The sequence below is a fragment of the Silvimonas iriomotensis genome (genome assembly GCF_014645535.1).
In the GTDB taxonomy this organism is placed as follows: Bacteria; Pseudomonadota; Gammaproteobacteria; order Burkholderiales; family Chitinibacteraceae; genus Silvimonas; species Silvimonas iriomotensis.
Map to the genome: position 1 here is coordinate 103,471 of NZ_BMLX01000001.1, position 12,287 is coordinate 115,757.

Below are 12,287 nucleotides of genomic sequence, written 5' to 3' on the forward strand. Positions count from 1 at the left end.
CCGGTGGTTATGAGGGTGTAGACAGATCTGTCTACTTGGCGCTGTCACTCTAGAAGATGTAGACAGACTTGTCTACAATGACGTCATGAAAACCGAAACCATTGACCCGGCCACCCTGCCTGCGCGTGAGCGCATTTTGCGCGTGGCGCATGATCTCTTTTACCGCGATGGCATCCGCGCCACGGGGATTGACCGCGTCATTGCCGAGGCCGGCGTGACCAAGGTGACGTTTTACCGGCATTACCCCGGCAAAAACGAGTTGATCCGTGCGTTTTTGCAAGACCGGCATGAACGCTGGATGAACTGGTTTACCGCCGCGCTGCAGCGGCATGGCGGCAGCGGGCTGGCGGTGCTGGTGCCGGTGCTGGCGGAGTGGTTTGGCAGCGATCAATACCGGGGCTGTGCGTTTATCAATGCGGTGGCAGAGCAGGGCGGCGGTTTTGCTGATGCGGCGCAGATTGCGCGTGCGCACAAGGCTGACATGACGGCGGCTATTGCGACCTTGCTGCCGGCGTCGTCGGGGCGTGAGCGCGTTGCGCTGGCGGCGGCGGTGGCGGTGGATGGCGCCATGGTGCGGGCGCAGACGGATGGCTCGCCGCAGGCGGCGCTGGATGCGCTGACCTTGCTGCTGGCGGTGTTGCCGGCCTGATGCGCGCAATGTCACGGCTGGCGCGTTAAAACGCCACCGCTCGTAAGGGACATGTGGCGTCAACCGCGGCAGTGGTTCTATCGCCTGCGGTTGAGGCTGGCCGGATGGCTGCAACGCGGACGCCGGTGTGATCCTTGCCTGTGGCGGGCCGGCGGCCTGACTGGTCTTTGCCGGGCGGGCGCCGGCCCGCTGCGGTGGTCTCTTTCCCCTGAAAAACACATGTAGAACATGACATTGACGCCAGGCTGCATATGGCTGTAAATGTCGCCACCCTGGCCAATGTACCGGCCAGGGCGGGGTCTACCCATGGGCGCGTACCGGCACGAGCCGGACAAACCACACAGAGGTGCACACAGCACCCGCATTGTTTTTCACAACCCGGGATGGAGATACACATGAAACGCATTACGCGGGTGGCCCTGGCCGCCCTGCCTGCCGCATTGACGGCAAGCTTTGCATTCGCTGCTTATCCGACATGGCAAGACGGCGGCACCTACAGCGCTGGCACCATTGTTTATTACAACGGCCACGATTATCAGGCGCTGGTGACCCAGACTGATTATGTTGGCGCCAACTGGAACCCGGCGGCCACGCCGAGCCTGTGGAAAGATCTGGGTGCGGATACCGGTGGTTCTGCCACGCCGACGCCTACGCCAGCACCGACACCCGCTCCGACGCCTGCGCCTACGCCGGCTCCGACCCCGGCGCCGACGCCTGCGCCTACACCGGTTCCGACACCGGCCCCGACGCCGTCGGGTAGCTGTGCTGCGGCCTGGAACGCCAGCACGGCCTACAACGGTGGTGCCGTGGTCAGCTACAACGGCGTGAACTACAAGGCCAACTGGTGGACGCAAGGTGCGAACCCGGCCACCAACAGTGGCGCTACGGGTTCTGGCCAGCCGTGGACCGCAACCGGCAGCTGCACCGGTGGCGCTACCCCGACACCGACACCAACGCCGACGCCGACACCGACACCGACACCAACGCCGACGCCGACACCGACGCCGACACCGACGCCAGCACCGACCCCGAGCGGTTCGGCCCCGACCTTCATCGACAGCCCGTACAAGGACGTCACCGTCAACACCAACTGGAACACGGACGGCATGCAAAGCCGCAATGCCGCCGGTACCGTGGTCGACGTCACTGCCGCCATGCCGTCGAACCTGTCTGCGCTGACCTGGGCATTTGTCACGGGCGAATGCGGTTCTACCTCGCCCTCGCCGGTGGGTGAAAACCTGGCCGGTATGACGCCGTCCACCTTTGCCGCCACCAACGTGCCGATGTTCGTGAACGCCGGCAAGAAGTACGTGGTGTCGACCGGTGGCGCCGCAGGCATCTTCTCTTGCGCGACGGATGCCGGCTTTACCAAGTTCGTGAACAACTACTACTCCGCCAACATGATCGGCGTGGACTTTGACATTGAAGCAGGCCAGAGCCAGGCCCAGATCAATGACCTTGTCGCCCGCGTGAAGGTGGCGCAGAAGACCTGGCCGGCCATGCGCTTCAGCTTCACCATTGCTACGCTGGCCACCAGCCAGTCTGGCTCTGCCGTTGCTGTGGATATGGGCGCCAGCTCGCCCAACCCGCTGGGTGACACCGGCAAGCAGGTGATGAGCGCCATCCAGTCTGCCGGTCTGACCAACTACACCGTCAACCTGATGGTGATGGACTACGGCAACCCGGCCTCCAGCGCGGTGTGCGTGGTCAGCGGTAGCCAGTGCCAGATGGGCCAGTCGGCCATCCAGGCCGCCATGGACCTGCACGGCTATTACAAGCTGCCGTACAACCAGATCGAACTGACCCCGATGATTGCCGCCAACGACACCGCTGGCGAGACCTTCACGTTGTCTGATGCCGATGTGATGTCCAGCTTTGTGAAGGCCAACGGTCTGGCCGGCGTGCATTACTGGTCGTTTGATCGCGACATTGCCGGCACCAACGGTCAGAGCAATCTGTCGTTCACCAACCGCTTTATCAGCGATCTGGGTCAATAAGGCCTCTGTGATCCAGGGCCTGAGGGCCAGTGCAAAATCCGGCGGGTACTCCGCCGGATTTTTTTTGCCCGGCGTGTCGGTTACTGCGCAGGCAGCACCGGGGGCCGGTATGCTCTACACATACTTGAAGAAGCAATCATCTGTCTGCCCGGACAAGATTGCCGCACTGTGGAGGGCCTGCCTTGCGTATTACCTGTTACGGCCTTGCTGCCATCCTTGCCTTGAGTTGCGCGTGGCTACCAGCGGCGGAGCCGCTCAAACTGGTCACCGGCAACGGTTATCTGCCCTATACCGACAGCGGCCTGCCTGAAGGCGGCCTGTTTACCGCAATTGTCCAGCGCAGCCTCTCTGTGGTCGGGTATACCTCCACCATCGACTGGCTGCCGTGGGCGCGCGGTTACAAAGACACGCTCGATGGCCGCTACGCCGCGACGTTTCCTTATGTGCAGACGCCAGAGCGCGCTGCGCAGTATCTGTATTCTGATGCCGTTGTGCAGATGACCACCTATCTGTACGGCCGGGCCGATGGCCAGGAGATCACGCTCAAGCCGGGCGTACTCAAGAACAAGGTGTTGTGCCTGCCCGCCGGCTTTGTGGCGCTGCCTTCCATTTACAAACTGATGGGCAACGGCACGCCGCATGTAGAAACCCCGGCCGACATGAGCGCCTGCGCCAGCATGGTGGCGCTGGGCCGCGCGGACTTTTTTGTCACCAACAGCCTGCTGGGCGATCTGGTCATGCGCAAGTTGCCGTCGGGTTACCCGAAACTGGCGGCCTCTGCGCAACCGCTGGATGTCCGCGCGCTGTATTTCATTGCCCCGCGCAAACAGCCCGGTTCTGCCAGCCTGATCGCCAACTTCAACAAAGGCCTGGCGCAATTGCATACCGACAAAACCTGGGACATGCTGATCAACCAGTACGTCACCACCATGCTCAACAGCCATGCCGCCACGGCCGCCTTGCAGAGCAAATCCGCGCGCACGCAGTAAGGCAGATACCCGATCAGATGGCGACGCGCGCCGACAAGCGCATTAGAATGACGGCAACATAAAACAACAGGTGTGCCATGTCCCAGCTGCCCCCCGCTGCACCCGCCAATACCGACGACGCCTGGATGTTTGATCTGGCGCCGGTTTCGCTCTGGGTGGAGGACTACAGTGCCATGCGCGTTTTGTTTGATACCTGGCGCGCGCAGGGTGTGACCGACATCCGCGCCTGGTTCAATGAAGACCCGGCGCGGGTGGCGCAGTGCTCTGAATGCATCAAGGTGGTCAAGGTCAACCAGAAGACCCTGACGCTGTTTGAGGCAGACAGCCTGCAGCATCTGGTGGGCGGGCTGGATCGGGTGTTCCGCGATGACATGTTCAAGGAACACCAGGAAGAACTGGTGCAGTTGTGGTCCGGCGAGACGCAGTTTCTCAGCCAGACCGTCAATTACACGCTGACCGGGCGCCGGCTGGACGTCTTGCTGCGCGGCACGGTGTTGCCCGGGCATGAAGAAAAATGGGATCGCGTGCTGGTGGCGGTGGAAGACATCACCGAACTGGAACGCGCACGGCATCGGGCAGCGCTCTCGGCGCAATATGCGCGCGGCTTGTTTGAGCACTCGCCGGTATCGCTGTGGGTGGAAGACTTCAGCGCGGTCAAGGCCTTGCTGGATGACGTACGCGCACAGGGCATCCGCGATCTGCGCGTGTTTACCGATGTGCATCCCGAGTTCGTCGAGCGCTGCATGGAAGAAATCCAGGTGATCGACGTCAACCAGCACACGCTGCAATTGTTTGCCGCGCCTGACAAAAAGACGCTGCTGAGCCGGCTGCGTGATGTGTTCCGTGATGACATGCGCCCGCATTTTCGCGAGCAGCTGATTGATCTGTGGGACAACAAACTTTTCCAGCAGCGCGAAGTGCTCAATTATTCGCTGGAAGGCAACGAGGTCAACGTACACCTGCAGTTTGCGGTGCTGACCGGCCACGAGGCACGCTGGGATATGGTGCTGGTGGCGCTGACCGATATCACCGCCCGCAAGAAGGCCGAGGCGTATCTGGAGTTCCTTGGCAAGCATGATGTGCTGACCAAGCTGCGCAACCGTTCTTTCTATGTGGATGAACTGAACCGGCTGGAACGCAAAGGGCCATTCCCGGTGACGGTGATCATTGCTGACCTGAACGGCCTGAAAGGCGTGAACGATCAACTGGGCCATGCGGCGGGCGATACGCTGCTGCGTCGGGCCGGCGAGGTCTTTGCCAAAGCCATTGAGGCGCCGCTTTATGCCGCCCGTATTGGCGGTGACGAATTTGCCATCTTGCTGCCGGGCACGGACGAGCGTGGCGGCCAGGCGGTGATCGATAGCGTGCATCACCTGATCGAGTTGAACAACCAGTTCTACCCCGGTGCGGCGCTGAGTTTTTCCATGGGCATGGCCACCTGCCACCGGGGCGAGCGGCTGGAGGCCACGGTGCAGCACGCAGACTTGCTGATGTACGAAGAAAAGCGCGCGTTTTACGCCAGCACGCCTTCGGCAGAACGCCGGCTGGGGCGCAAGCCGGACTAAACCGCGCTTGCGCCGCCAGCATCACCCCAGGGCCCGGTTAATCCGGGTCTTTGGTTTTTTGCAGCGCGCTGTCGCGCACGTCAGACAGATCATCAAAGAAGCGCCCGGCCGGCTGCAATTTCAGGACGCTCAGGGGCAACAGTTGCAGATCATTGTTAAAGGGCAGGTCGCGGCTGAAGGTGTGCTCGTCGCGGTAGCTTGATAACAGCAGGAAGCCGCACATTACCACCAGACCGGTGCCTATCAGGATGTACAGCTTGCGCCGCGACAGCGCCGTCGCCAGTTTCAGGTGCAGATACGCCATGACGGCCATGACTACCAGCCAGACGATGCTGGAGGTAATCAGCGCCGGTGCGCTGTCATGCGCCAGATATCCCAGCCGGGTTTCAAAAGCCTGCAACAAGAGGCTGGCCAGCGCCAGGATGGACCCCAGCGAAATATATTCAAACAGCACCGCCCGATGATTCAACAACCGCGCCAGCAAGGCCCAGATGCTGGCCCACAACAAGGTGCCCAGCAACAGGGTGCCGGCCGTGACGGCGGTATCAGAAGGCTTGATCTGCGTGAACACGTGCGTGTTGCTGCTCCAGGTCAGCAGGCCAACGTTAAGCGCCAGCAACAGCAGCATGATCCACACATTGCCCAGCAACTGGGACACCCGCCACAGCAAACCGCCTTGCAGCACGGTCGGGGCGATGGCCGATTGCGGGCTGCGGAACTGCAATTGCGTGCGGCCAATGCGGATGCGCTCATCGATGTTGATCCGCTTGAGGCTGATGCGGTCACGGTTGCTGGCGTAGCTGCCGTTCTCGCTGGCCAGGTCTTCCACCACCCAGCCGCCTTCCGGGCCCGGTTCAATGCTGAGGTGGCGCGCGGATACGGCCTCGTCATCCACGATCAGATCATTGCTGTAATCACGCCCCACGTGGACCGGGAAGCACATGAATTTCTGGCGCTGCGCCACGCGGCCGTGACGGTCCAGGATTTCCAGGATCAGCGGTTCGACCATGTCACCGCTCCCAGGAATTTGCGGCCCAGACGCACCGCGTTGTCGTAACTGACGCCACCCAGCACCAGCCGGTTGATCAGCCCGCTCTGGGTTTGATCCAGCGTGGCGCTCATGATCACCGCATCAAACAGGCCCGGCAATTTGCGGTGCGCGCGCAGGCAGAACACATGCTTGAGCGGCAGACCGTCGGGCTGGCGTACAAACGAGGTACTGCAGGCAAAGTTGCCCACGTCTTCACGCGTGGCGTCCGGCACGCGCGGGCCGATGCCCAGTTGCGAGCCATACAGATGCGCAAACTGCAGATCGCTCAGGCCCTTGCCTTGCACATAGCTGCGGCTGTAGTGCACCGTGCCGGTTTCATAATCTTCGGTCAGGAAAATATTGCTTTGCGAGCCGCAGACCATGGTCAGCGCGGTGTAGCGTTTTTCCTCGCCGTGTTCTTCGTTGCTCCAGCAGCGAAAGAAATCCGACCAGTCACGCGGCGTGCGGTAGCGGTCCAGTGTGTCAGTGGTCAACGGCGCGGCCAGCAGGCGGGTGGCCAGCGCGTTTTGTTCTGCCAGCAACTGGGTGTCCATCAGTTTGAGCATCTGCGCGGCATTGTTGATGGGCGCGCGGGCTTGCTGCTGCAGCAGCGCCACGGCGTAGCGGGCGGGCACCAGAAAGCCCACGTCGTTGCCGGAGGTGGCGACATTGATGCCGATCACCCGGCCGGTTTCGGTCATGGCCGGGCCGCCACTCATGCCCGGGTTGATGGCGCCGGTGAAGTGGATTTGCTCACGCAGGCTTTTGGGCAAGAGGCCGTTGTACAGGCCGCGCACAATGGTGAAATCCAGATCCAGCGGAATCCCGAACGAATACAGCGTCGTGCCTTTATCCAGCGGACCGGCATCCAGCGTCAGGTGTGTTCCCAGCGGCGTTGCCAGCTTCAGCAGCGACAGGTCATGCACCACGTCAAAACCGGAGACCGCCAGCGGCACCACGCTGCCGTTGGCCCGCACGGCCTCGGCGCGGAAGGATTCCGGGTGCCAGACGACTTCAGAAATGACGTGGAAGTTGGAAATCACGTGGCCGGCATCATCCACGGCAAAACCAGTCCCCAGCGCGGTGCGATTGTTGCTGCGCTTGTCCATGATGCGGACTTGCACCACCGCATCCTTGTACTGGCGAAAAACCTGGGGGGTGTCTGCCAACGAAGTTTCTGCAGCATGGGCTGACAGGCCACACAGCAAAAGACAACTGGCAAAAAGGGCGAGGAGGGCGTTCAAGTGGGTGCGCAGACCGTGAAGGAGGAAGGTGTATGTTTTAAGCCTCATCTTACCTGCGGCCCCCAGGTTGCGCGATCAGTCTTTCAGGATTTGTCACCAAACCACAACGCATGCTGACGATGGAGCGTCGTCCCGCATACAGCCATGGCGCGGCCTGTTGCGGGCAGGTCAGCGGCAGTGGACGCTCCGCCAGCGCTGCGGCTAGAGTGACGGACTTGCCGCACCTGATCATGAGTTGAGCCATGCATACCCGCTACTCCTTTACCTGCACCCGCTGCGGACAAAACCACGTCTGCGACACCGGTTGCGCCTTTGAAGTGCCCTACCACTACTTCAATCTGAGCGACGAACAACAGCAATCGATCGCCACCCTTGATACTGATTTCTGTACCATCCGGCATGCGCAGCAGACGGACTACTTTGTGCACGCCGTGCTGGAAATGCCGGTGCATGATGATCCGTCCCTGATGTACAGCTGGTATGTCTGGGTGGCCATTGATGAAGCCACCTTCAAGGCGTATCAGGACTTCTTGCGCGGCACTGCCCCGGCGCAAAAGACCGTGGGCTGGCTGGCCAACCAGCTCCCGGGGTACCCGGATACCCTCAATATGGCGGTCGAGTTCCACCCGCGCGGCAACGGCATGCGTCCGCTGGTGTTTTTCCAGCGCAATCCGCAGCAAATTGCGCACCCGGCGCTGCAGGACCAGTACGGTGGCTTCAGCGTGCTCAAGCTGCGTACGCTTTCCGAGCATCTGGTTCATGGCACGGGCCTGGTTGACCAGCCCGGCGCGGCCTGATTGGCACGCAGGATGCCGGTCAGCCAGTCGCAAGCTACTGGCTGACCACCACAGCCAGGGCCGGAGATCTCCGGCCCGGTTTTTTTGTGAGCCGGCACGCACCGGAAGTCATCCCGTTCCCACGGGGTTCTCTTGTCATGGCAGCATGTTGCTCAATCCGGCACAGGTCCGGGTTCGATAACTACAACACTGCAACCGCCAGGCAAGGAATAGCTGGAGATGGGGAACCAGGAAAAACGCAGCGCACGGCGTGTTCCAGTCAACTGTGAAATCAAACTGCGCTTTCGTGATGCTGCGCCGTCCCAGTACGGCATATGCACTGACCTGAGCGTGGGCGGCATGACCGTGCGCACCAGCTACGTGCCGCGGCTGGAAGAGGTGTTTGACGTCCTCATGATGCCGCCTGCCGTGGGCGGCAACCGCAAGCCGTTTGCCGCCACCGTGCGCGTGCGCCGTTGCCATGAACTGGAACGGGGCAAGCTGTATGAACTGGGGCTGGAGATTGTGGAAGTCCTGCAATAAGCCGCTGTCCGGCGCGGCGATCAGCCGGCCAGATCAGCCGGCCGCTCAACCTGCCGGGGGTTTGGTGTCATGCGGCAGCGGTTTGACAGAGCGTAGCTGGTGCGCGGAAATCTGCTGGATGGCGTGCAGGTGTTCCTGCAGCAGCGGCAGCGTTTGCGCGGCAAACTGGCGCACGTCCAGATCATTGCCGGACTCGGCTTCTTTCTCGAACAAATGCACCGCGTCCTGGTGCGCGCTCACCTGAAACTGGATATACGCCGCATCAAAGGCATCGCCCTTCAGGCCAGACAATCGCGTCATGGTCGATTGCAGATCGGCCGGGGTTTGCGCGGGCACGGCGTGTTTCTTGCCGCGCGCCAGCAGGGTCAGTTTATCGGCCAGTTTCTGGTGGTCTTCAATCATGTGACCGGCAAACTCCTGGACATCCTTGCCTTTGCCTTGTTTGAGCGCCAGCTTGCTGGTGGCAATTTCGGCGGTGCCGGCCGCGCCCACTTTGTCGATAAACGCAATGTCATCGGGCGCCAGGCGCGCGCTGGCGGCGGTCGAGGCCTCGCGCTCGACAATACCGCCGCGGGAGGCCGCGTCATTGACCGCATAAAGCTGAACAGAAGACAAACCCAGCAAAGCCGCCAGGGTAGGGGGAAGAATTCGATGCATGAGGTGCTCCTTGTCTGACCAGGATGGCATGCAACCAGCTTGAACCCGCACCGGCCGCGTGCCTGTCGGACCAGCGTGTACTGCGGCGGGTAGAGATGCTGTAACGGGTGTCGGTGTTTGCTGGCAAAGGCGGGCGCGGGCTAAAAAGCGGGGACCACGGGGCCCCCTTGAAAGGCGCATCGCAACGTCATGGGGTCTCACCGCCATCGCAAAACGGTGTACACGTTGATCAGCACGACTTCATGGTCGCCCCAATGACAAGTGCATGCTATCGGCGCGCATCCTACGCCGCGTAAGACGGATCGGTGAGCGTCTGTGACAGTGCCAGCACGTGATCACGCAACCAGCGGTGCAAGGGGTCGGCATGCCGGCGCGGGTGCCAGGCCATGGTCACATGTACCACCGGCGTGGCGACCGGCAGCGCAAACACGGCCAGCGGCAGCGTCGGCGCAGTCCAGCGGGCAAAGACCTCCGGCACCGTGGCGATAAAGTCGGACGCGCACGCCATGGTCAGGGCGGACTGGAACCCGGGCGCAATCGCTGCCATCTGCCGCTCTGCACCGACTGCGGCCAGTGCGTCATCCACCGGGCCGCAGGCCAGACCGCGCCGGGACGCGCCAATATGTGGCCAGCGGATAAAGTCCGCCACGCTGACCGGCCCCGGTTGCAAGGCTAGCGGGTGCCCCTGGCGCACCACGCCGACAAAGCGCGTATCAAACAACGGCCGGCTGTGGATTTCCGGCGCGTCGATATCCAGCACGCCCAGTTCCAGATCGGCAGAGCCATTGCGCAGAAACTCGATATTTTTCTCGGCCCGCGGCATGAAGCGCACCCGCACGCCCGGCGCCTCGGCCATCAGCCGCTCTGCCAGGCGAATCCCCCAGACGCCGGTAAAGCCGTCATTGGCGCGCAGCACCAGCGTGGCCTTGATGCTGGCCAGATCCAGCGTTTGCGGCACCAGCAAACCCCGCACGTCTTCGACTGCGGCACGCACGCGCTCTTGCAGGGCCAGCGCCCGTTCGGTCGGCACCAGTTTGCGGCCGGCCAGTACAAAGAGCGGGTCGCCCAGAGTGTGGCGCAAATGGGCGAGGCGGCGGCTCATGGCCGGCGCGCTGATGTTCAGGCGGCGGGCCGCGCCGGCGACGCTGCCTTCGGTGAGCAGGGCGTCGAGGTCGATGAGGGTGTTGAGGTCGAGGCGGGGCATGGGGGGCTTTAACCTTGGTTAGCTTGGTCAGCGCCTGCGGCGCGGTGTTTTGATACCGGCGGTGGCCGGAGCACGTTACTTTTCTTTGCTTCGCCAAAGAAAAGTAACCAAAAGAAAGGCGACCCCTGCGACTGCGCCCTTCGGGTTCCTTGCGCTTCTCGCGTGGCCCGGCTGGCTCCAGGGAACTCGCCCTTTGGGCTCAAACACCCTTGCGCCGAAACCCCGGGCCCCGCTGCGATGCTCAGCGCAGTCAAGGGGGAGGTAAGTCAAAAGCAACGGCAACGGCAACACCGGAAATCAACGACAACAGCAAGAGCTACGGCAAGAGCTACAGCAAGAGCTACGGCAAGAGCTACGGCAAGAGCTACGGCAAGAGCTACGGCAAGAGCAACGGCAAGAGCTACGGCGATCCCGCGAACCATCTGTATGCAAGAACAGAATTCCCCGCTCTACCACTTCGTCATTCCCGCGAAGGCGGGAATCCAGTGGTAAACACCTGCGCCGCAGGCGCTAAAGCGTGGCCTGAACCATCCAGAGGCCTGCCGCCAAAGCACTACCCTGAAGCCCGCCACGCATCTAAACCAGTGCATGTCATGCATGTATCAATTAATCATATTGCAGTTTTTGCATTCATGCGCGGCAACCACAATCAATGCATCCACCCATTAATCAAGGCGATGCGCCCATGTCCAGCTCCTCCACGCCCGTTCACCGGCTTGCCCGTTTCGCCCCGTTGGGCGCGGTGTTGATCTGGTCGGGCAATACCATTGTCAGCAAGGCGGCGGCGACGCAGATTGATCCGGCGTCCATCACGTTTTACCGCTGGTTTCTGGCGGTGCTGGTGATGACGCCGTTTGTGCTGCGAACGGTACTGGCGCGCCGGGCGCTGATCTTGCGGCATTTGCCGCAGCTGGCGGTGCTGGGTGGTCTGGGAATGGCCTTGTATCAGGGGCTGGCTTATGTGGCGGCGCATCACACATCTGCGGTGAACATGAGTGTGATGCTGATGCTGGCGCCGCTGTTGTCGGCGGTACTGGCGGGGTTGCTGGCGCATGAAGGGTTGCCGTTGTACCGGCTGGCAGGGGCGCTGGTGTCGTTTGGCGGGGTGCTGGTGCTGGTCACGCACGGGCATCCGGCGCAGCTTGCGCAGGGGCAGTTCGGGGTGGGGGATGTGTGGATGCTGGTCGCGGTCAGCTCCAACGTGATCTACGGCATTCTGTACAAACGCTGGGCGATGGATCTGCCGACCTGGACGCAGCTTTATGTCCAGGCGGCGATCGGGGCCTTGCTGGTGTTGCCGTTCTGGCTGGCGGGGCCGATGACGCCGCTCTCGACAGGCAATGCGCCGCTGGTGCTGTACGCCGGCACGGCGGCTTCTTTGGGGGCGCCGTTTTGCTGGATGCAGGGGATACGGGCGCTGGGCGTGGCGCGGACGTCGCTGTTTCTGAACTTGCTGCCACTGCTGGTGGCACTGCTGGCGTTTTTGCTGCTGGGTGAACAACTGCATGTCTGGCATGCGGTTGGCGGCTTGATTGCGTTTGCGGGCGTGGTGCTGGGCCTGGGGCTGGTCAAGTTGCCGCGGTTGCAAAACAAAGGGCATGCCACATCGTGACATGCCCTTGTGATGCCTGAT

At 62.1% G+C, this 12,287-nt stretch carries 11 protein-coding genes; 7 read left to right on the forward strand and 4 right to left on the reverse strand.

Translation table 11 applies throughout. The annotated features are described in order from the left end of the window. The first annotated feature begins 85 nt into the window (after positions 1–85). From IEX57_RS00450 to IEX57_RS00465, 4 genes are all read left to right on the forward strand, one after another. Positions 86–649 carry a TetR/AcrR family transcriptional regulator gene (locus IEX57_RS00450; protein WP_188701222.1) on the forward strand — a complete coding sequence of 188 codons (564 nt, stop codon included), beginning with the start codon at positions 86–88 and terminating at the stop codon, positions 647–649. A 395-nt stretch (positions 650–1,044) separates the two neighbouring features. Then, positions 1,045–2,646 carry a carbohydrate-binding protein gene (locus tag IEX57_RS00455; protein WP_229708537.1) on the forward strand — a complete coding sequence of 534 codons (1,602 nt, stop codon included), beginning with the start codon at positions 1,045–1,047 and terminating at the stop codon, positions 2,644–2,646. Between the two features lie 182 nt (positions 2,647–2,828). Continuing rightward, complete coding sequence (locus IEX57_RS00460; RefSeq protein ID WP_188701225.1) at positions 2,829–3,635, forward strand: substrate-binding periplasmic protein; 807 nt, start codon at positions 2,829–2,831, stop codon at positions 3,633–3,635. A 77-nt stretch (positions 3,636–3,712) separates the two neighbouring features. Then, entirely contained in the window at positions 3,713–5,200 is a 1,488-nt protein-coding gene (locus tag IEX57_RS00465) for a sensor domain-containing diguanylate cyclase (protein WP_188701228.1), read from the forward strand. Positions 5,201–5,237: 37 nt separating this feature from the next. On the opposite strand, the gene IEX57_RS00470 is transcribed toward IEX57_RS00465, so the two are convergent. After that, positions 5,238–6,209, reverse strand: a complete 972-nt coding sequence (locus IEX57_RS00470; RefSeq protein ID WP_188701230.1) for an FHA domain-containing protein — start codon at positions 6,207–6,209, stop codon at positions 5,238–5,240. Next, a complete protein-coding gene (locus IEX57_RS00475; protein WP_188701232.1) occupies positions 6,194–7,399 on the reverse strand; it encodes a S1 family peptidase in 1,206 nt (401 codons plus the stop codon). Before IEX57_RS00475 ends, IEX57_RS00470 begins: the two co-directional genes overlap by 16 nt. Positions 7,400–7,716: 317 nt before the next feature. Here IEX57_RS00475 and IEX57_RS00480 point away from each other — a divergent pair, with 317 nt between their 5' ends. Together IEX57_RS00480 and IEX57_RS00485 are read left to right on the forward strand one after the other, a co-directional pair. After that, positions 7,717–8,271: a DUF2199 domain-containing protein gene (locus IEX57_RS00480; protein WP_188701235.1), complete on the forward strand. Its 555-nt coding sequence runs from the start codon at positions 7,717–7,719 to the stop codon at positions 8,269–8,271. Positions 8,272–8,490: 219 nt separating this feature from the next. After that, entirely contained in the window at positions 8,491–8,793 is a 303-nt protein-coding gene (locus IEX57_RS00485; protein ID WP_188701237.1) for a PilZ domain-containing protein, read from the forward strand. A 45-nt stretch (positions 8,794–8,838) separates the two neighbouring features. On the opposite strand, the gene IEX57_RS00490 is transcribed toward IEX57_RS00485, so the two are convergent. Then, positions 8,839–9,450, reverse strand: coding sequence for a DUF4142 domain-containing protein (locus tag IEX57_RS00490; protein WP_188701239.1), 612 nt, complete (start codon positions 9,448–9,450; stop codon positions 8,839–8,841). A 283-nt stretch (positions 9,451–9,733) separates the two neighbouring features. Then, positions 9,734–10,654 (reverse strand): LysR family transcriptional regulator, encoded by a 921-nt coding sequence (locus IEX57_RS00495; protein WP_188701241.1) that lies wholly within the window; start codon positions 10,652–10,654, stop codon positions 9,734–9,736. A gap of 685 nt (positions 10,655–11,339) precedes the next feature. On the opposite strand from IEX57_RS00495, the gene IEX57_RS00500 reads away from it, so the two are divergent. Then, complete coding sequence (locus IEX57_RS00500; RefSeq protein ID WP_188701242.1) at positions 11,340–12,266, forward strand: DMT family transporter; 927 nt, start codon at positions 11,340–11,342, stop codon at positions 12,264–12,266. The last annotated feature ends 21 nt before the right edge of the window (positions 12,267–12,287 follow it).

Excerpts from the sequence above, each read along its gene's own strand:
- IEX57_RS00450 (WP_188701222.1), top strand. The coding sequence starts at position 86 with ATGAAAACCGAAACCATTGACCCGGCCACCCTGCCTGCGCGTGAGCGC.
- IEX57_RS00495 (WP_188701241.1), bottom strand. The coding sequence starts at position 10,654 with ATGCCCCGCCTCGACCTCAACACCCTCATCGACCTCGACGCCCTGCTC.
- IEX57_RS00500 (WP_188701242.1), top strand. The coding sequence starts at position 11,340 with ATGTCCAGCTCCTCCACGCCCGTTCACCGGCTTGCCCGTTTCGCCCCG.
- IEX57_RS00465 (WP_188701228.1), top strand. The coding sequence starts at position 3,713 with ATGTCCCAGCTGCCCCCCGCTGCACCCGCCAATACCGACGACGCCTGG.
- IEX57_RS00470 (WP_188701230.1), bottom strand. The coding sequence starts at position 6,209 with ATGGTCGAACCGCTGATCCTGGAAATCCTGGACCGTCACGGCCGCGTG.
- IEX57_RS00485 (WP_188701237.1), top strand. The coding sequence starts at position 8,491 with ATGGGGAACCAGGAAAAACGCAGCGCACGGCGTGTTCCAGTCAACTGT.
- IEX57_RS00490 (WP_188701239.1), bottom strand. The coding sequence starts at position 9,450 with ATGCATCGAATTCTTCCCCCTACCCTGGCGGCTTTGCTGGGTTTGTCT.
- IEX57_RS00480 (WP_188701235.1), top strand. The coding sequence starts at position 7,717 with ATGCATACCCGCTACTCCTTTACCTGCACCCGCTGCGGACAAAACCAC.
- IEX57_RS00455 (WP_229708537.1), top strand. The coding sequence starts at position 1,045 with ATGAAACGCATTACGCGGGTGGCCCTGGCCGCCCTGCCTGCCGCATTG.